18 protein-coding genes are annotated in these 18,782 nt (G+C 43.3%); 4 read left to right on the top strand and 14 right to left on the bottom strand.

What is annotated here, in order from left to right; all coding sequences use genetic code 11:
- Window positions 1-33: 33 nt before the first annotated feature.
- The 3 genes from BLP63_RS10810 (at window position 34) to BLP63_RS10800 (ending at window position 1,875) form a co-directional block, all read left to right on the top strand.
- On the top strand, window positions 34-1,008 hold the full coding sequence (locus BLP63_RS10810; protein ID WP_092591431.1) for a dipeptidase: 975 nt from the start codon (window positions 34-36) through the stop codon (window positions 1,006-1,008).
- A gap of 296 nt (window positions 1,009-1,304) precedes the next feature.
- A complete protein-coding gene (locus BLP63_RS10805) occupies window positions 1,305-1,571 on the top strand; it encodes a type II toxin-antitoxin system Phd/YefM family antitoxin (protein WP_092591429.1) in 267 nt (88 codons plus the stop codon).
- The gene (locus BLP63_RS10800) at window positions 1,564-1,875 is read left to right on the top strand and encodes a type II toxin-antitoxin system RelE/ParE family toxin (protein WP_092591427.1); all 312 of its coding nucleotides are present in this window, start codon (window positions 1,564-1,566) and stop codon (window positions 1,873-1,875) included. Before BLP63_RS10805 ends, BLP63_RS10800 begins: the two co-directional genes overlap by 8 nt.
- 74 nt (window positions 1,876-1,949) lie before the next feature.
- Here BLP63_RS10800 and BLP63_RS10795 read toward each other — a convergent pair whose 3' ends face one another.
- The 10 genes from BLP63_RS10795 to BLP63_RS10750 all read right to left on the bottom strand — a co-directional run bounded on the left by BLP63_RS10795 (window position 1,950) and on the right by BLP63_RS10750 (window position 10,862).
- Complete coding sequence (locus tag BLP63_RS10795; RefSeq protein ID WP_092591425.1) at window positions 1,950-3,119, bottom strand: iron-containing alcohol dehydrogenase; 1,170 nt, start codon at window positions 3,117-3,119, stop codon at window positions 1,950-1,952.
- Window positions 3,120-3,330: 211 nt separating this feature from the next.
- Complete coding sequence (locus tag BLP63_RS10790; RefSeq protein WP_092591423.1) at window positions 3,331-4,905, bottom strand: BCCT family transporter; 1,575 nt, start codon at window positions 4,903-4,905, stop codon at window positions 3,331-3,333.
- Window positions 4,906-4,925: 20 nt separating this feature from the next.
- Entirely contained in the window at window positions 4,926-5,174 is a 249-nt protein-coding gene (locus tag BLP63_RS10785) for a MoaD/ThiS family protein (protein ID WP_092591421.1), read from the bottom strand.
- A 43-nt stretch (window positions 5,175-5,217) separates the two neighbouring features.
- Entirely contained in the window at window positions 5,218-7,095 is a 1,878-nt protein-coding gene (locus BLP63_RS10780) for an aldehyde ferredoxin oxidoreductase family protein (RefSeq protein ID WP_092591419.1), read from the bottom strand.
- Entirely contained in the window at window positions 7,092-7,484 is a 393-nt protein-coding gene (locus tag BLP63_RS10775; protein ID WP_092591417.1) for a 4Fe-4S binding protein, read from the bottom strand. Before BLP63_RS10775 ends, BLP63_RS10780 begins: the two co-directional genes overlap by 4 nt.
- Before the next feature lie 78 nt (window positions 7,485-7,562).
- Window positions 7,563-8,705, bottom strand: a complete 1,143-nt coding sequence (locus tag BLP63_RS10770) for an NAD(P)/FAD-dependent oxidoreductase (RefSeq protein ID WP_092591415.1) — start codon at window positions 8,703-8,705, stop codon at window positions 7,563-7,565.
- Window positions 8,698-8,976, bottom strand: coding sequence for a (2Fe-2S)-binding protein (locus tag BLP63_RS10765; protein ID WP_092591413.1), 279 nt, complete (start codon window positions 8,974-8,976; stop codon window positions 8,698-8,700). The genes BLP63_RS10770 and BLP63_RS10765 overlap by 8 nt, the downstream gene beginning before the upstream one ends.
- A gap of 4 nt (window positions 8,977-8,980) precedes the next feature.
- Window positions 8,981-9,469 (bottom strand): 4Fe-4S dicluster domain-containing protein, encoded by a 489-nt coding sequence (locus BLP63_RS10760; protein WP_242870880.1) that lies wholly within the window; start codon window positions 9,467-9,469, stop codon window positions 8,981-8,983.
- Window positions 9,470-9,480: 11 nt separating this feature from the next.
- Window positions 9,481-10,554, bottom strand: a complete 1,074-nt coding sequence (locus tag BLP63_RS10755; protein WP_092591411.1) for an NAD(P)/FAD-dependent oxidoreductase — start codon at window positions 10,552-10,554, stop codon at window positions 9,481-9,483.
- On the bottom strand, window positions 10,554-10,862 hold the full coding sequence (locus BLP63_RS10750; protein WP_092591409.1) for a (2Fe-2S)-binding protein: 309 nt from the start codon (window positions 10,860-10,862) through the stop codon (window positions 10,554-10,556). Before BLP63_RS10750 ends, BLP63_RS10755 begins: the two co-directional genes overlap by 1 nt.
- 313 nt (window positions 10,863-11,175) lie before the next feature.
- Between BLP63_RS10750 and BLP63_RS10745 the strand changes: the two genes are divergently transcribed.
- Window positions 11,176-12,066 (top strand): MerR family transcriptional regulator, encoded by an 891-nt coding sequence (locus BLP63_RS10745; protein WP_092591407.1) that lies wholly within the window; start codon window positions 11,176-11,178, stop codon window positions 12,064-12,066.
- A 114-nt stretch (window positions 12,067-12,180) separates the two neighbouring features.
- Here BLP63_RS10745 and BLP63_RS10740 read toward each other — a convergent pair whose 3' ends face one another.
- The 4 genes from BLP63_RS10740 to BLP63_RS10725 form a co-directional block, all read right to left on the bottom strand.
- Window positions 12,181-14,121: a TRAP transporter permease gene (locus BLP63_RS10740; RefSeq protein WP_092591405.1), complete on the bottom strand. Its 1,941-nt coding sequence runs from the start codon at window positions 14,119-14,121 to the stop codon at window positions 12,181-12,183.
- A 96-nt stretch (window positions 14,122-14,217) separates the two neighbouring features.
- Window positions 14,218-15,261 carry a TAXI family TRAP transporter solute-binding subunit gene (locus BLP63_RS10735; protein WP_092591403.1) on the bottom strand — a complete coding sequence of 348 codons (1,044 nt, stop codon included), beginning with the start codon at window positions 15,259-15,261 and terminating at the stop codon, window positions 14,218-14,220.
- A 164-nt stretch (window positions 15,262-15,425) separates the two neighbouring features.
- Window positions 15,426-16,787 (bottom strand): sigma-54-dependent transcriptional regulator, encoded by a 1,362-nt coding sequence (locus tag BLP63_RS10730; protein ID WP_092591401.1) that lies wholly within the window; start codon window positions 16,785-16,787, stop codon window positions 15,426-15,428.
- Window positions 16,784-18,751 (bottom strand): transporter substrate-binding domain-containing protein, encoded by a 1,968-nt coding sequence (locus BLP63_RS10725; RefSeq protein WP_170829416.1) that lies wholly within the window; start codon window positions 18,749-18,751, stop codon window positions 16,784-16,786. The genes BLP63_RS10730 and BLP63_RS10725 overlap by 4 nt, the downstream gene beginning before the upstream one ends.
- Window positions 18,752-18,782: the final 31 nt, after the last annotated feature.

Below are 18,782 nucleotides of genomic sequence, written 5' to 3'. Positions count from 1 at the left end.
ATGCCCGCACCCTGGGGCTTTTGGAGGTGCAATATGCTGCTCGACATTCATGGAGATATTTGGACTGATGTCACGGTCAAAAGTGCGCAAGGCATAAGGAACATTATCCGGGATTATCACCTGGAGCGATTCAAAAAAGGCAACATGGCAGGCGGGATCTTTGTCATCTGGGCTGATCCGCCGCATGATCTGCGCCCACAGGAAAGGCTTATTGAAAGCATTCGGGCAATGAGCAAAGAGTTAATGGACAGCAGAGACATTGTACAGGTTATGAAGCGTTCAGAAGATTTCTCACATGCCATTGCCCACAACAAGCTTGCGGTCATGCTTGGGCTTGAGGGCCTCAGCGGCATTGGAGAAGATATCGAAGCCCTGTATCCCCTCTACCAGCTGGGTTTTCGCCACGCGAGCCTGACCTGGAATGAACAGAATGCTTTGGCGACCGGCGTTAAGGGCGACCCAAGCCGCGGCCTGACCGCCAAAGGCAAAGAGGCAGCTTCGTTGATCCACGAGCTTGGCATGATCCTGGACGTTTCTCACGCCAATGACAAAACGTTTTGGGACATCGCCGACCTTTCCGACAAACCGATCATTGCGTCACACTCCAACGCCAGAGCATTGTGCGACGTTCCCAGGAATTTGACGGATGAACAGATCAAGACCATCGGCAGCAAAAATGGCTTAATAGGCATTAACGCCTACAACGAATTTATTCACGTGCTGCCGGCGGAGCGAACCGTTGACCGCCTGATCGATCACCTGGTGCACATTGCGGGGCTGATTGGGATTGAAAAGATCGCGCTGGGCTTTGACTTTTTCGAATACCTCTCAAGCTCTACAACGGACAGCTTTACATCAGAGACCTATGCCGGCACCATAGGCCTTGAGGACATTACAAAGGCCCCAAACATGATATCCCGACTGAGTGCAAGAGGCTTCACCAGGGAAGAGATTGAACAGATCAGCCACAAAAATTTCCTGTCATTGATGGACCGTGTTTTGATATAGGGTGATAAAGATTGCTATGGCAATGTGGACTGCAAAATGAAACATTACTGTACCACCCTATTTTCATAGGTTTGACGTTTCCTCAAAATAATACAGCGCCAAGACCAGAGCTTTTTTGCCCGATGGTCTTGGCGCTGCATCATTTTATTTTCACGACTACGAACTTCTTCCCGACATACTTTCCAACACGCTGTCCGACGAAGCATTTCAATCACAAAATTTGTTTTTATCCCCTATGAAAATATCATAATAATGATATAATTAAACCACAAATAGTTCATAGGCGGTGACTAAGGATGCCCACAATCAAACCTATTTCCGACCTCCGAAATAACTTTAACAGCATTGCTGAAACATGCCATAAATATGGCGAACCTGTCTTCATAACAAAAAACGGGGAAGGTGATCTGGTGGTCATGAGTTTGGCACTTTACGAACAACAGCAGGCTCAACTCGACTTATACAAAAAACTGCTCGAAGCAGAAGTCCAAAGTGCCTCAACCAAAGAGAGAAAATCCCACAAAGCACTCATGTCCGAGCTCAGGGAGCGCATTAATGGATAATACATTCACCATAGAATATCTGCCCTTAGCTGAAGAAGATATTAAGACTATTTTCGACTATATAAGGATAGATGATCCCAACACCGCGGTCAAAATTCTTGATCAATTTGATAAAAAAATTGATCTCCTGACAAACTTCCCATATATGGGCGCTGTACCACGAGATCCTTATATCGCTCAAATGAAATATCGTTTTCTTGTTGTCGAGACCTTTTTAGTTTTTTATGTTGTCATGGAAGAATTGAACAAAGTTGAAATTCGAAGAGTTTTTAACTCAAAACAGAAATATGATGCATTTTTATAATAACAGCGCCAAGACCAGAGCTTTTTGCCCGATGGTCTTGGCGCTTTCTCTTTTACCGCAATTCAGCACCTCGATTACAGACACATCCTGAAAATCTTCTCAATATCCCCTGCTGTCAATGGCCAGAACCCGTGCTTGGTCGCCCCCAGCTTCGCAGCCTTTTCCGCCATTTCACCGAATCGCGCATCATCAATCCCAATTTCCGTCAGCGTACTTTCAAGACCCAGAGTCTCAAAGAAGAATGCTTTCAGTTTTTCAATACTTTTCTTCGCCACTTCCATTTCAGGAAGACCAGCATCAATTTCAAAGACATTCACCCCAAACTGATAGAACCTGCCGGCGGTTTCCCCGTTAAGCACATAGTCCATCCAGCGCGGTATCAGGATCGCGAGTCCCAGTCCATGGGTAATGTCATAAAATGCAGAAAGCTCATGCTCCATAGGATGACAGCTCCAGGCGTGACGTTTCCCGCCGCGGATAAAGCCATTTATCGCCCAGGATGACGCCCACATAAGATTCGCCCTGGCCTCGTAATTTTCTGGCTCTGCCATGGCAATTGGCCCATACTTCAACACGGTCTTCATCAAGCCCTCCATGACCGCATCCAGCATATATAAGTCCTGGTCTGTCTGGAAGTAGACTTCAATGATATGGCTCATGATATCTACCGCGCCACAGGCTGTCTGGTACTGGTTAACAGAATAAGTGAGTGTAGGATCCAGAAAAGATACTTTTGGCCGCATCACCGGAAACATCATGCCAATTTTGTCATTTGTGTCAGGATTGCTGATGACGCCTGCCGCGTCCATCTCTGAGCCCGTTGCTGCAAGGGTCAGCACTGTGATGATGGGCAGACATTTTTCCACTGTCACTTTCTTTGTTAAAATGTCCCAGGCATCCCCTTCATGATACGCTGCAGCGCCAATAAACTTGGTGCAGTCAATGACCGACCCGCCTCCAACGGCAAGCAGAACATCAATCCCCTCTTTCCTGCAGATTTCGGCGCCTGCATTCACCGAAGCCACTCTTGGATTGGGATCAATGCCAGACAGCTCAAAGAGCTCAAGGCCCGCCTTTTCGATCTCTTCCAGAATTTTATCATAGAGGCCGCTCTTCTTTATGGAGCCACCGCCATAGGTCAAAAGAACCTTTTTTCCATAATTCTTCAGTTCTGGTCCAAGGTGCCCCAGCTGATATTCTCCAAAATAGACTTTAGTTGGGATATCGTAGGTGAAGTTGTTCAATGTTTTGTCCTCCTTGTCCACGTTATATAAGAAAGCACCCCAAATCAGGCGCGTCACCTGTTACACAGGCCTTATAAAGAAGAATGCCACTTATCCCGGCCTTGAAACAGAAGGACGTATGATTCTTAACACATAAGAGCCGCAACAAAAAACCAAGACCACCCTTTCAGATGATCCTGGTAATTTGAGATTAGTATTTATTTTTAAGTATCTATGCCGCATCTTCCTCTTCTTCAATTTCAAATCCAGCCAAAGCCATTTCTGCGTCTACTTGACCAGAAACCATACGGAAGACACTGACAATAACCGGAAGCGTGAAGATGAAAATTGGCAGCGCATAGACAATACTCATGGTCTGTAACGCCGTCGTACCCACTTCACCTAAAGCAAACAGACAGATCAGCGTGGTGGCACCTATCATCAAGCCCCAGAATAATTTGATTTGGCGAGGTGCTTCTCCCGCGACAGAGTGTTTGAGCGTTACAGATGAAATTGTGCCTGTCATAGCGTCTGCAAGCGTGATAAATGAGAAAAACAGAACCGCTACCAGCAGTGGAATCATAACGCTATAAAAAGGCATTTGCTGGAGAAGCGCAAAGTTCGCGACCGGAAAACCTAGTTGTTGAATGGTTTCGTAGATCCCAGCTTGATTGTAGAAATCCTGATAAATCGCGTTGCCGCCAAATGCGGTGAACCAAATGAATACGAAGATGCCAGGGACGAAGATATTGACCAGCAAATACGCGCGGACACTTCGCCCTCTTGAGATTTTCGCCAGGAACATCCCGACCAAAGGCGCATAGGCCATGATCCAAGCCATAAAGAACACGGTATTATTTCGGCTCCAACCTTCACCAACATTAAAGGCGTCAGCATTAAGCGCTGTGGTGATAAAATTATTGAGCATGGAAGCTACACTTTCAGTAAAGAGATTTGCAAGGAAGATTGTTGGCCCAAAAATTATCAGGAACGCTGTAATAATGATATAGATGTAGGCGTTTGCGTTACTGATAATCTTCATCCCTTTATTGAGTCCACGAGAACTTGAAATCGTATACGAAAGCGTGACGACTAAAATGGTTAATGCATAGATGGTGTTGCTTGGCTGAATCCCAAAGACGAACTGCATCCCTGATGCAAACTGCGTTGTCCCAAATCCAAGTGAGGTAACAATACCACCGACGAGCGCCAGAATGGACAGGACGTCAACAACTTTACCCTGCCAACCAAAGACTTTCTCCTTCATCAAAGGATAAAGTGCCGAGCTTGGACGATATGGCAAGTTGTGATTCATGGACATATAACCAACTGCTAAACCCCAGAAGGCAAAGATGCCATAATATAAAAACGACCAATGGAAGGAAGAGATTTGGATGGCACGAACAGCAGCTTGTGGTGTCAACGGATCCAAATATGTAAATGCAGGAGGGTTATAAAAATAGGAAAGTGGTTCACCAACGGCGTAAAATACCATTGCAGTGGCAATCCCGCTGCAGACTGCCATAGCGCACCAAGAGAAAACATTATGTTCTGGTTTAGCGTCAGGTCCGCCTATAATCTTTTTGCCAAATGGCGAAGCTGCAATATAGAAACAAATAAACAATAACGCAAGGGATACCATCAGATAAAACCAGCCAAAGCCTTTTGTCGTTACATCAAACAAATAACCGACTGATGAGTGAAAAAATGAAGGGAAGACAATGCCGATCAGTAGAACTACTCCCAAGATGATCGCGGAAGGTAAAAATGTACTTTTTTCAATTTCAAAGCCTTTATTTTTACTCATAGAATCACTACCTCCATTTTTTATCCTCCTGCCAAGGGGCCAATGAGGGTGATCGTTGAAGCTTCATCGATCACCTCATTGAGTGAGCTGCAGGCTTTATTGTTGACTATAATCATAGGGGTCAGCATTGGGCTGATCCCAGCCTGATTGAGAATTTCTTTGATCGTCACTGCACCTTCAGTATCGATCATAAAAGTTTCCTCAAACTCTACGCCTGAAGTTTTATAAATAGAAAGCAGGCTCTCTGACAATTTTATTGTAATCTGCATAAGTGCCGCCCACCTCCCAAACAAACTTCAGTACAAAAACCATTTATAGATTAAGGTCAAATTTCTCGAGAGTCTCACGAGTCGGGATACCATTTCTGTCCCAGCCCCGGCCGTCGTAATAATTATCCAGCATTTCCTCAATCGCATCAAAGGCAACAAAGTGTCCTTTATTCGGGCCATCTGGAATTGGCTCTGTGTAGAAACGTTTAGGCGGATAATCATACTTTCTGCCAAAATCGTTAATCTCACGTACATTATACATTCTGTTTAAGTGCCAAAGCTTCTCCGACAACGTTTCAAGCTCAACCCAGGAAAACTTTCTTCCCGTAATGGCGTAAAACACATCTTCATAATACGAGGTTTCAAGGCCAATTTCCATAAACTGCAGCCTGCAAGTACCAATTATATCAAAAGCCGGCCTGATATGCTGGCTTTTCAGCACTATTGGAACAACATGCTCATGCTTGGCTTTGGGCAGCTGGTTCGCGTTTTGTTCCCCAGAGATCAGGTCGTTGACGTTGCCGACAACCGCGGATCCTGCAACATCATTGCCAAGCACCCAGCACCTTCCATGATGGGCACCAATGTCCGCCGTCATATACCCCAGCATCATACCAGGCGCATTACGGCTCTCATAGCCCGTCCATTCAAGCCCCTTGACGTGAATCGCGAAAACATCACTGCCTTTGCCGATGGTCTCCGCAGCCCCTCTAACACCTTCCGCCAATACGTTGCCAATGCCTTCTCTTTCCGCGATATGACGAAGTAGGTACACCGCGGAATCAAAGTCACCAAACTTAATGTCCATACCGACTTCTTCCTTGCTCAGCAAGCCCTTTTCATAACATTCAAAGGCAAAACTAAGGACTACACCAGCGGAACAAGTATCAAGACCCAACTCGTCACAGATATAATTCAGATAGGCAATGTCATGAATGTTGCTGATATCACAGTTGCTTCCCAAAAGGGACAAGGTTTCATATTCTGGACCTTCCACATAGGCATCGCCAATTTTGGTTTTAGCGTGCCCGTATTTCCCACAAGGCGTCGGGCAAGAAAAGCAGCCTTTATCTGTGATCTTCAGCTCTTTCAGGACCGCTTGACCATTAATCTTTTCTGCGTAGTCGCAGCTCGACTTTTGGAAATTCCTTGTTGGCAGCGCCCCAACGTTATTACACCAATCCGTTATCCCTGCTGTTCCTTGCGGCGTCCATCCTGTAAAGCCAGGTTTTTTTCTCAAATCCGCATACATCTTTTTGCCTTTTTCGAGCAGCAGCGCCGGATCAAAGACCGGAATGCCCTTCGTTCCACGGACAGCAATTGCCTTGATATTTTTAGAACCAAGCACTGCCCCAATACCAATCCGTCCAGCTTGTCGGCCAAAGTCGTGAGAAATACAGGCAAAATTAACGAGATTTTCTCCAGCGGGGCCAATAGTCAGGATCTGAAATTCATCCCCCAGCTCCTTTTTCATAGCTTCCTCAATTTCTGCCGACCCTTTTCCCCAGTACTTTTCTGCATCCACTATTGTGACTTTATCATCATCAATTAAAATATAGCTGCGCTTTTCCGCTTTTCCTTTGAGGATCATGACATCATAACCTGCGTATTTCATTGTAACACCAAAGTGGCCGCCCATATTGCTGTCCCCATAACCGCCTGTTGCAGGCGATTTGGTCGCGAAGTGGGTCTTGCCGCTGGAAGGAAGCATATGGCCGCTCAGAGGGCCCATGGCAACCACAAAAATATTATCCGGGCTAAATGGATGCACATTGGGTGGGTTTTCATCATAGAGGATTTTCGCTGTAAAACCGCGTCCACCGACGTACTCTTCCACCAATTCCTCTTTCAACGGCGTTGTTGTGATTTTATTGTTGGATAAGTCTATTCTCAGCATACTTCCTGCATAACCATAAATCATACGGATGCTCCCTCCTCTGGAAAGGTCAGCGCATTTCTTGGACAAATCTCTGCGCACTGCCCACAGGCGTCACATTTATAGGCGATTCCATCCACGAAGCGGATCACTTCATAAGGACAGGCATCCATACAAAGTTTGCAACCAATGCAGAGCTCTGGATCAATTATGTATACGCCATCCGTTTGTTCAATGGCACCTGCTGGACAAACTTCAGCACATTTACCACACTGATCACAATAATCAACATAATATTTCCCCGGTGCCGGAAACTTTCCATAGACATTTAAGTATGCGAGAGATGGATTTGATATTTTAAACTTGCCCAGGGCGCAAACCAATTGACAGGTCTTGCAGCCTGAACACGTTTCGTTATTGAATTGAAGGGGCATTACTTACCACTCCTTGCCTTGCCAATATTTTGTTAAGAGCTTTGTTTTCAGTCGAGAACTTTAAAGTGAATGTAAGGCTTATACAACACCTGTTTCAAAGATCAGTTCACCTTTTTCAAATCTGCGAACATTCATAGCTTCAATATCCAGCGTTGTCTTTTCGCCACTCAAATGCTCAGCAAGCAGCAAGCCTATTGCTGGAGAAAGCATGAATCCTTTGCCGCATCCAAGCGCCATATAGTAGCCTTCTACCTCAGGAATCGACCCTACAATTGGCTGACCATCCGGGGATATACCATAATGACCTGCCCACTGCCTGACAATGCGGACGTCTTTCAGTGCTGGAATTTGGAACACTGCTTTCTTAGCCATATCTTCCATGAACGCCCAGTCGTGATTGTAGTTGATACGCTTAGGCTCATTGGGGATCCCATAGCCCATTACAAAACCGCCATGATGCTGCTGATTAATGTAAGAATCATGGTTGAAGGACATGACGAGTGGACCAACCATATGCTCCAAAGGTTCTGTGACTAAAATCTGGTGTCGTTCAGGCTCAACCGGATGCGAAACACCAATCATCTTCCCAATAAATTTGGCATATGGGCCTGTGGCATTAACGACAATCGGCGTATTAATAGTACCTTTGTCCGTAACGACTGCTTTTATTTTTCCACCCTCTGTTTCAATGCCAAGGACCTCAGTATACTTTTCAAATTCAACACCTAAGTCTTTTGCGCCCTTTTCAAAAGCAAAGGTCGCTTTGAAAGGGTTGATACAGCCATCTTCCTTGCAATAAAACGCCGCTTCCATACCGTCAATGTTCAGATAAGGCACAACGTCTTTGGCTTCAGGGCCAGACAGCTTTTTCGCCGGAACACCAAGAGACTGCTGCAAGATGAGGTTCTTATTCAATCTCTCAGCTTGTTGTTTGTCATACGTAATCATTAAGTAGCCCGCTTGTCTGAATTCAATATCTCCATAGCCGGTCTTCTCACCCAGCTCGAGGAAAAGATTGGCGGCTAAGCGTGACAGCTTGATATTAATTTCTGTGCCCCACTGCTGGCGAATGCCTGCGCCGCATCTGCCCGTTGAACCACTTGTTATGTATCTTTTTTCAATGAGGACAATGTTCTTGAATCCTTTGAGCGCCAGATTATAAGCGACAGAACATCCGACCGAACCGCCTCCAATAACTACTACATCAGCATTCTTACGCATTCCTGGCACCTCCTGCGACTTTACCCATTTTTATTGGCTTTACAGGCGCTCTGTAAGTTGGCATATCAACTTGTTCCATTTTAAGCGCATGGTATTTTGCGATTTCTTTTGCGATCAATTCCCTGCAGGTGCGGCCTTGGCATGGTCCCATGGTACAGCGTGTGGACCGCTTGATTTCTTCCATTGAGAAAGAGCCTTCATCTAATTGTTTATGCAAATCTTCCAGTGTCAGATTTTCACATCTGCATAGATAGACTTTTGACTTATCCATTGTGCTACCCCCTCACGTTGATGCTGCGTACCTCATAGATGAGCTCTTTTGGTACCGCTATAGTGACAATATTGGTTTTGTCTAATTTTTTATTTGACTGAACCTGGATGACTTTCGCGGTGCCCACAACATTTCCAAAGCGGTCCAGCGCGTCAGTTTCAGTGCCTTTTTCAGGAAGCGGCGTCATTTCATACGGAATTTTGATTGAAACTTCATTTTCAGAATAAGTTTCATCAATGACAAAACAGGCAAGTCCAGGACAAACACTGACGCACACCGCGCACCCTGTACATTTTTCCGAGTAAACGGTAGGTGTCTCATTAATATCTTCCATGAATTTTACCGCACCAAAGCTGCAGCTGGTATTGCACGGATTACAAGGAATACTTTGAAAACATTCCATTATGACATATGGGCCTTGTTCTCTTCTTTCTTTTGATGGAAGCAGGCTCTCAAACATTTCTTGACTGACAATTCCACATCTATTAAACAATGTAATTCCTCCTACCCACAAAGTTGATCGAGGCCTTGCCTGATCTTTTCGCCAACAGAACCGGAGCGCATTCCCTGAAGCTCTTGAATATAGTGTTTTCGCGCTTCTTCACCATCTCTGACATAACCAAGCGCCATAGCTGCTGAAACACCGGCAATACTGCCTTCAATCATTGCCGCGCTGGCTTCTTCAATACAAGCGACATCACCAGCAACGTAGATCCCTTTTGCTGAAGTCTCCATATATTGGTCTTTAATTGGCACATAGCCACCCAGTATTGGAACATGTTTCAGTTCACAACCAATATGGCGTAGAAGTTCTGACAAAGGTGTCAATCCAACTGCAAGGCAGATGGTATCAATATCAACGTTTCTTTCAGTCCCTTTAATTGGTGCGAAATTTGAGTCAATTTCATGAATGACTGCACCCGTTATGAATTCTTCACCAAGCGCTTCTTTAATGGTCGTCTGTGTTAAGATTGGAACACCAAGACGCTGAAGCTTCGCAGCATGAACCAGGTAGCCACCCACTTTAGGAGCGGCATCAATGATCGCTTCAATCTTTACACCCGCTTGCACCAGCTGATAAGAAACTATGAGGCCAATATTTCCTGCGCCAACCATCAGCACCTTATCGCCGGGTTTAACACCAAATTGGTTCATAAAAGTTTGAACAGCGCCAGCCCCATAAACCCCCGGCAGGTCGTTGTTTGGGAACAGCAGCATTTTTTCCGCAGCACCAGTTGTGATTATGACTTTTTCAGCCGTCATTCTGCCATACTCATAACGTTCTTCATAGGTAATGACGCCATCTTGGTAAATTCCAAGAACCGTTGTATCAGTTTTGACTTCAATGAGCTTGTTTTTTTCGATCATCTCTTGCAGTATTACTGCTATGTCTATGCCTCTCGTTCCAGCGTATTCATGTTCGGAACCAAAGAATCTATGTGTTTGCTTAACCAACTGTCCGCCAAGTTTGAGTCCTCTTTCGAAAAGAACGACTCTTGCGCCTTGCTTTGCAGCTGCGATTGCTGCGCTCATCCCTGCTGGGCCTCCGCCAATAACTGCTACTTCAGTATGTAACATTATTTCTCGCCTCCCAAAAATGCGCCTTTGCCTTGCTGCATGTTGACAACCATACCTTCAACGAGTGGCTCAATGCAAACGCGTACGTTTGGCTCACCGTTCACTTCCATCAAACATGAGGAACAGTTGCCAATTGCGCAATAAAAGCCTCTTGGCCTGTGATCATGCCGTAATACTTTAACGCCATTTGCGTGAAGCGCGGAAGCTATAGTCTCACCATCGTAACCCTGAAGCTGTTTTCCTTCAAAAGTGAAAGAAACTGTCTTGCTCCTGTCAAAATCAAGAACGGGATGATTTTCAATTCTCATAAAGGCACCTCCTGAAAAATTTGACCATTTACTTATAAACAGTCATCATAAGTCTTGACGAAAAAGATTTTAATTCAATATTAATGATTTCATTTCAAGTCGATGTTATCCCTAAAATTGACTCACTCCCTCTTGTTATTGAAATAACAGACTTTTGGCAACTTCCCTACAGTTACTGTAAAGTCTGACGCAGGGTGAGAGTCAACAGAATTTTCTGAAATTTTAATTTTGTTCATTAAATCATTCGCTTACAACCGATATTTGTGTTATATTTTCTTGGAATCCGATATTTCAAAGGGAGGATACTCAAGTCATGATGAAATTTGAGGACAACAAACTTTCAATTGGACAAATGGCAAAGCTGAATAACGTCACGGAACGGTCTTTGCGTTTGTATCATGAAAACGGATTATTGGTGCCAGCTTACATTGACGAAAGCTCTTCCTACCGTTACTATTCCAGTCACCAGTCCAAGCGTCTTGATATGATTCTTCAGATGAAATCCGTGGGTCTTTCCCTGAAGCAAATCAAAGACGTTCTCGACAACCAAGATTTATCAATTTTTGAAGCTTTGCTTCACGAGCAGATCGACGCTATTGAAACACAAATTTCTGAACTGATGATGAACCAAACCATTCTGAGAAAAAAGCTGAACAGCTGCAGGCACTTTTCCAATCCACCATCCCTGAACAATATCTATATTGAATACCAGCCTGCCAGAAGAGCTTTTTACTTTGACATTGAACCTTATGACTATGAGAAGGATGTCGAAGAAAGCATTACCTACTGGAAAAATGCCTTAATTAAAGTCAAAAATGAACTTCATAAGAACAATATGCCTATCACCTATTTCAGCGATGTTGGCGCCATTATATCTCAGGAGAATTTATCAGCGGGCAAACTCTTATGTGATACGGCGTTTATTGTTGCAGATGACAAGCCCGAATATCCTAAGGTTAAGCAGTATGCCATTCAAGCAGGTACATACGTATGCGTCTACAATAATTGGCCCTCCGGAGACAGCAGCATTGAAGCCGCCGGCATCAGAAATCTAATGAAATACATAGAAGATAAAGACTATACCATCTGCGGTGACTACATTGCGGAGGTTGTGGCAGAGACGACGGTCTTTGATTATGAAAGCCATTTATCTTTGGTTAAAATGCAAATTCCAATCCATATTGGTCATTCAAACAGAAAATGATCTACCTTGACCCAATGTCAAGCTTGAGATAAAAAATGAGGGACAGCGCATCACCAATCTTGGTGACACGCTGTCCCTTTTTTTAAGCTATTCAACTATCACTTTTCAAAGTAGTTAACTGTTTAGAAGTTTTTCTTTAGCCTTTTTATTGCGATAAAGATTGCTAAACATAAAGAGAGCCATCAAACTTATCCCTACGGAGTCAGTTAGATATCCAGGCTTGACTAACATTATTGCTGCAGCAAACGCCATCAGTCTCTCATGGATTAAAAGAGGTGATCTGAAGTAATTTTCATTAGCTGCACCAAGACTATAGATTCCTAATAGTCCTGTGATAATAGTCACGATCAAATAGCTTGGAACGACATTTTGCATTAGGAGAATTGGAGAATAGACAAACATAAACGGAATAATTAATCCGGCAATCGCCAGTTTAAAGCCACTGAAGGCCACTTCTGTTGGATTTGCACCCGAAATTCCCGCAGCCGTATAAGAAGTGAGCGCTACAGGTGGTACGACCGCAGAAAGCGTTCCATAATAAAACGCGAAGAAATGTGCAGCAAGTGGCAAAACGCCCATCTTGATCAGCGCAGGTGCCGCCACGCTGGCAGTAATTATGTAACATGCCGTCGCAGGAAGTCCCATTCCGAGGAAAATTGAGGCAACCATGACAAGGATCAAGGCAAGCCAGAGCTGACCAAAGGACAGCTTCATGATATTGAGGGCTATGACCTGGCCTAGACCCGTCATTGCGACTACACCCACAATGAATCCAACGACACCACATGCAATGGCTATTGATACAGCCGTTCGAGCGCCCTCGTCGAGCGCATTAAGGATGTCTTTCAGGCTCATTCTCGTACTTTTCTTCATTGCGCTAAACACAACCGTTGAAATCAATCCATAAAAGGCAGCATATAGTGGGGTCACGCCTTTTATCAAAAAGAATAGAATAACTAAAATGGGCAGAGCTAAATGGCCTTCACCCTTGATGACATCTTTTAAAATTGGCAAATCCTTTTCTTCCATGCCTTTAAGTCCAATTTTTTGTGCTCTGAAGTCAACGACAACAAATATTGCAAAATAATACAGGATGGCAGGGATAATTCCCGCGTACATAATTTTTAGATAAGGAATCCCAAGAAATGACGCCATAATAAATGAAGCCGCACCCATTATTGGAGGCATCAGAATACCACCTGTAGAAGCAGCTGCTTCGACAGCGCCAGAGAAACGCGGTGAATAACCCACTTTTTTCATAAGCGGAATAGTAAAGGTGCCCGTTGTTGCTACGTTCGCTTGTGCGGATCCACTAATAGTCCCCATAAGCCCAGAGGCCATAACCGCGACCTGTGCAGGCCCACCCCTAAGCTTTCCAGCAAATGACAAGGCAAAATCATTAAAGAATTTTGCTGTACCGGAATAATGAAGAAAAGATCCAAACAAAATAAACAAAAAGACATAACTCATTGAAACCATTATTGAAACCCCAAAGAGACCTTCTCCAGTGAGGTACATTCTGGTCAAAATCCTTTCCCAGCTAAATCCTCTGTGCGCCAATACCCCTGGAAACATTTGACCGAATCGCGCGTAGAATAAAAACGCAATCGAAAGGATAGGCAGGACTATTCCAACAGCTCTTCTCGCAGATTCCAAAGTAAGTATAACCGCAATTATGGCAAAGACATAATCCATAGGAACAGGAATTAATGATCTTGCAACCAAGGCATCATAGGTGAAATAAATATAAAATCCAATGGCAAGACTTGCGGCAGCTAAGATCCAGTCAAGAATTGATGGATTGACTCTGTCAGATTTTCTGGTCGCTGGATACATTAAGAAAGCTAAGGCCATCATTAATCCAAGGTGAAGTGCATTCTTTTTTATCACAATCATCAGGTTAAAGCTATTTAAATAGATATGAAAAATTGAAGTAATAATTGCATAAATTGAAATACCTATTGCGATCCGACCCGAAAATTTTCTGGCGCCAATAGATTCTCTCGTTACTTTTTCCTTTTTTTCTTTTTCAGGATTCTTTTTCTTAAAAAGCATAGTCCGTCACACCTTCCTGATAGTTGCGATACAACCTGCTGCGCCCAACTCAAGTTGGGCGCAGCAGGTTGTTGTGAAAACAATCAGTTTTTCTTACTAAGGCATCATTTCCGCTGGGATCTCAATACCTTTTTCTTGATAGTATCTAACAGCACCTGGATGGAGCGGCACAGGCGGTAATCCTACAACAGCATTCTCAAGTGTGACGCTTTCAAGTGCCTGGTGAGAACCTACGATCTCCTCATGATATTCATACATAGTTTTGGTGAGATTGTAGATGAGCTCTTCATCTGCACTGGCATTTGTAAACAGTGCGGATTTAATACCAACGGTAACAACATCTTCGTCAAGGCCAGGGTATAATCCTCCAGGTACAGTAAACTGGCCATATTGTGGTGCTTCAGCTTTAAGCTTCGCATACTCCTCGTCAGTAAAAGAAAGCATTTTGACTGCTGTCTTACTCGCGAAGATTTCTGATACTGAGGATGTTGGAATACCAGCCTCAGCGTTCATAGCATCCAACTGTCCATTTTGCATTGCACTGGATGCCTCAGAGTATCCAAGGTGCTCCGCTCTATACTGGTCGGGTGTGAGGCCACCAAGAATCTCAAGTATTTTAAGCGTGCCATACTCAGTTCCTGAACCTGCGCCTCCAACGTTGATGGAGTGACCGGCAACATCACTGATGCTGTTGATCCCAGAAGCTTCTGTGACTACAATTTGAGAAAGCTCTGGCCACAAGCCAGTAACCAGTCTCACATCTTCAAACTTGTTATCAGCAAAGTTTTCTTCACCCGTCATTGCAAAATATCCTAAGCTTGCAACGGCTATACCTAATTGGGCTTCATCACTTTTTAACATGTTGAGGTTTTCAATAGAGCCCCCTGAAGATTGCGCCGCAGCGACTACACCTTGATCTCCAAGCTTTTCGCTCCAAAGCGTCGCGAGAATGGTTCCAACAGGATAATATGTGCCGCCAGTAGAGCCTGTAACAATTGTGACAAACTGTTTCTCAGGCGCTGGTGCTGGTGTCTCGCCAGAAGGCTCTTCTCCCGCCGGCTCAGATGAACTGCACCCGGCAAAGGCACTCATAAGTAAAAGCAGAACTAATAATAACGAAAGATGTTTTTTAAATTTCATTGGTAAATCCCTCCCCTTTCAATTTGCCTATAGTTATTGCAAGTTTCATGCCACAAATCAAAACGTTGATTTTGCAACACTTACAATTAGATTAATACAATTATCAAACTCAATATCACAAAAAACAAACCTGCAAATTTTGCAGGCTGGCAAAATTTGCAGGCTTAATAAACTTCGTATTCCTTTAATTTGTATCTAAGATTTCTCTCGCTTATACCGAGAACCTCTGCAGTTTTTTTTCGGTTTCCTTCCATAGCCTCAAGTGTTTTAAGGATCACCTGGCGCATAACCTCATCCAGCGGTTCACCAATCTTGACGGGTATGATCTTGTGAGTATCGAGAAGATTTTCATTCATTTTTAGTCTTGTAATATCTTCAGGCAAATCGTTCAGTTCAATAAAACTGTGATCCGTAAGCGTAGCAGCACGTTCTAAAATGTTCTCAAGTTCGCGAATATTCCCAGGATAATCATAAGCTTCTAAGGCCGATAACGCTTCTTGAGTGATCCCTTTGATTGCTTTTCCAAGCCGACGATTGCATTTTTCAATAAAATGCTGAGTCAGAAGCGGAATATCCTCTTTCCGTTTTGACAGACTCGGAAGCTCAATTTTAATAACATTCAGTCTAAAGTATAGATCCTCTCTAAATCTTCCCAGCTCTACTTCTTTCTTGAGATCTTTATTCGTTGCGGCAATTATTCTAACGTCTATAGACTTAGCTTCTTCAGAGCCCAAAGGTGTAACTTCCCTTTGCTGTATCGCTCTCAACAACTTAACTTGAAGGTTTAAATCAAGTTCTCCAATTTCATCTAAAAATATTGTCCCTTTATGGGCCAATTCAAACTTTCCTTTTTTCTTAGAGCCTGCACCTGTAAACGCGCCCTTTTCATAACCAAAGAGTTCACTTTCCATCAGATTATCAGGGATCGCTCCGCAATTCACTGCCTCAAAGCGTTCTTTTCTTCGCTTTCCTTCATAGTGGATTGCTTTGGCTACAAGCTCTTTTCCTGTTCCACTGGGCCCCTGGAGAATGATATTTACGTCTACATCCTTAACCTTTTGTATCATTTCAAATAGATCTTGCATCCTTTTTGAGTTTCCAATAATGCCACCAACACTATAACGCATTTGAACTTCATTCTGGAGATAATCAATTTTTTCTTTTAGACATTTGTATTCATTCGCTTTGATGAGCAGCGACTTCAGTTGGCTGATGTCTAACGGTTTCATAATGTAATCATAAGCACCTTTTTTCATGGCATCTATAGAGGACTGTATGCTTCCATGTGCCGTCATCATGATGACAATGCTTTCAGGAGAAATTGCCTTAATCTGTTCCAAAAGATCTATTCCAGAAACTTCTCCAAATTTCAAATCCAGAAGTACCAAATCGAAATAATCTTTCTCAATAAAATGGTTAGCTTCAACAAGATTCACCGCTGTACTGATCTCATAGTCCTTACCTAACGCAAAGCCGAGTGAGGAACATATAGCCTTTTCATCATCTATGATAAGTAGCTTTCTCATGAGATTTTCTCCACCCCCTGCCCTTTTTGAAAATGCATCTCAACTCTGGTACCCTCTCCCAAGACGCTTTTAATTTCCACGTCGCCACCGTTTTCAGTAATGAGCTGATAGCTGATCGAAAGACCGAGGCCGGTACCACCTTGCTTAGTCGTGAAGAATGGATCAAAAATCCGCTCTAAGTGCTCCTTAGCGATTCCGTGGCCATTATCCTCAATAGTTATTTGAACCTTGTTTTGAATTTCAGCAGCAGCAATTTCAATTTTTCGATTGCTTTTCTTATCTGAGACAGCTTGGACTGCGTTGATTAGAAAATTCATCATGACTTGCTTGAATTGTTGTCGGTCCACATATAATAGAAGATTTTCGGAGCAGTCAAGTGTGACTTCAATCCCCTTTTCCTCCAATTGTTTTGAAAACAAGCTGAAAATCTCTTGAATGGGCTGTGAAACTGAAATCAGCTCTTTTTGGCTTTCCTTTGGCCGGGCATAATCGAGAAGCTCAGTAACAAAGCGGTTAAGCTTGTTGATCTCTTGTGGAAGGTCTTCGACGATCTTATCTCTAAATCTTTTATCCTCAAAATTTTCGGGCAAAATTTCAACATAGGTCTTAATGGCGGTCAATGGATTTCTTATTTCATGGGCAATCTCTGTCACTAAAAGACCTAAGGATTCAAGCTTGGCCCGCATAGCCAATTTCTTTCTTAAATATTTTTTCTCGGTAATATCCGACATAGTGAGGGTTATGCCTATAATTTGATTTCCTTCCATGACAAGAGGATACATGTTATATTCCAGGATTCTTTTTTCTCCGTCCCGAATATAATGCTTCTCAACCTCTTTTCTATACCGACCTGACGTGAGAACGTGATCAAAATCACGATCATAAAAAAGTCTATCTAACGGAGTTTCCTTGTAATGACAACCCATTGCATTCTTATAATCTGCGCCCAAAAAAGATACCATTTTCTCATTCATCGAAAGGATTTTCCCTTCAAGGTTGAATGTGACAAGTCCACTAAAAATGCTGTTCAGGGTTTGTTCTTTATAATAGGATTCCCTTACCAAATTCTGAGTTTGCTTCGCTACTTCTTTCTTCAGTAAATTATTCCAGTGATAAAAAAGAATAACAACCAGTGTCAGGATAGCAACAATCGTTAATCCAAAATAGATTATGTTTCTTACATAAGATTCAGGCAAACCTATAGGTTCACCAAACCACTTGCTGTAAATTTTATCATAAGTGCCATTGCGTTTGATTGTAGACAGACCTTCATTAAAAATATTGAGTAAAACCTCATCACCTTTAGCGACCGCAATGCCATAATCACTGGGAAGCAGCTCCACACCGGTAATTTTTATCTGATCTCTATAATTACTTCTTTGGATGGTATACAGACCTGTCAGACGATTTCCAATATAAGCGACTGCTTCCTCACTTAAGAGCTTATCTATAGCCTGTTCATGGGTCTCAGACTCAAGAAGCTCAATACCGCCCACACTCATAAGATAATCATAGGCAAAATCATCCTTCTGAACTGAAACCTTTGCACCTTTTAAGTCTTCTAAATCAACAATATAATTATTGTCTGATTTGACGAAAATCGCGAGCGAGGAAGTCAAGTAAGGCTCTGAGAAATCATACCGTAAACTTCTTGATTCAGAAAACTTCATGCCTTGAATTGCTCTGATTTTACCTGTTTCAAGTGCAAAGAGCGCATTATACCAAGGCATTGGTACAATTTCAAGGTCCAGCCCTTTTTCAATGGCTATCGCTCGCATGATATCTATATTAAAGCCTTTATAAACGCCATTGTCATCTTCATATTCAAAGGGCGGAAAGTAATAGTCGCCCCCAACCACTATTGTCTCTTTTGTTAAATCCACCTCTTCACCAAAGGTCCAAAAATGACCTGACAGTGCCAATAGGGATAGTATGATGAAGACTAAGCAAGCTTTTCTTTTCACCAATAAAGCCCCCTTCGCAATCCATTTAGTC

It is taken from the genome of Acidaminobacter hydrogenoformans DSM 2784, assembly GCF_900103005.1.
Taxonomy (GTDB): domain Bacteria; phylum Bacillota; class Clostridia; order Peptostreptococcales; family Acidaminobacteraceae; genus Acidaminobacter; species Acidaminobacter hydrogenoformans.
This window is presented reverse-complemented; position numbering and strand designations above follow the sequence as displayed.

Excerpts from the sequence above, each read along its gene's own strand:
- BLP63_RS10790 (WP_092591423.1), bottom strand. The coding sequence starts at position 4,905 with ATGAGTAAAAATAAAGGCTTTGAAATTGAAAAAAGTACATTTTTACCT.
- BLP63_RS10735 (WP_092591403.1), bottom strand. The coding sequence starts at position 15,261 with ATGAAATTTAAAAAACATCTTTCGTTATTATTAGTTCTGCTTTTACTT.
- BLP63_RS10770 (WP_092591415.1), bottom strand. The coding sequence starts at position 8,705 with ATGCGTAAGAATGCTGATGTAGTAGTTATTGGAGGCGGTTCGGTCGGA.
- BLP63_RS10740 (WP_092591405.1), bottom strand. The coding sequence starts at position 14,121 with ATGCTTTTTAAGAAAAAGAATCCTGAAAAAGAAAAAAAGGAAAAAGTA.
- BLP63_RS10730 (WP_092591401.1), bottom strand. The coding sequence starts at position 16,787 with ATGAGAAAGCTACTTATCATAGATGATGAAAAGGCTATATGTTCCTCA.
- BLP63_RS10775 (WP_092591417.1), bottom strand. The coding sequence starts at position 7,484 with ATGCCCCTTCAATTCAATAACGAAACGTGTTCAGGCTGCAAGACCTGT.
- BLP63_RS10765 (WP_092591413.1), bottom strand. The coding sequence starts at position 8,976 with ATGGATAAGTCAAAAGTCTATCTATGCAGATGTGAAAATCTGACACTG.
- BLP63_RS10750 (WP_092591409.1), bottom strand. The coding sequence starts at position 10,862 with ATGAGAATTGAAAATCATCCCGTTCTTGATTTTGACAGGAGCAAGACA.
- BLP63_RS10800 (WP_092591427.1), top strand. The coding sequence starts at position 1,564 with ATGGATAATACATTCACCATAGAATATCTGCCCTTAGCTGAAGAAGAT.
- BLP63_RS10745 (WP_092591407.1), top strand. The coding sequence starts at position 11,176 with ATGATGAAATTTGAGGACAACAAACTTTCAATTGGACAAATGGCAAAG.
- BLP63_RS10780 (WP_092591419.1), bottom strand. The coding sequence starts at position 7,095 with ATGATTTATGGTTATGCAGGAAGTATGCTGAGAATAGACTTATCCAAC.
- BLP63_RS10785 (WP_092591421.1), bottom strand. The coding sequence starts at position 5,174 with ATGCAGATTACAATAAAATTGTCAGAGAGCCTGCTTTCTATTTATAAA.
- BLP63_RS10810 (WP_092591431.1), top strand. The coding sequence starts at position 34 with ATGCTGCTCGACATTCATGGAGATATTTGGACTGATGTCACGGTCAAA.
- BLP63_RS10755 (WP_092591411.1), bottom strand. The coding sequence starts at position 10,554 with ATGTTACATACTGAAGTAGCAGTTATTGGCGGAGGCCCAGCAGGGATG.
- BLP63_RS10805 (WP_092591429.1), top strand. The coding sequence starts at position 1,305 with ATGCCCACAATCAAACCTATTTCCGACCTCCGAAATAACTTTAACAGC.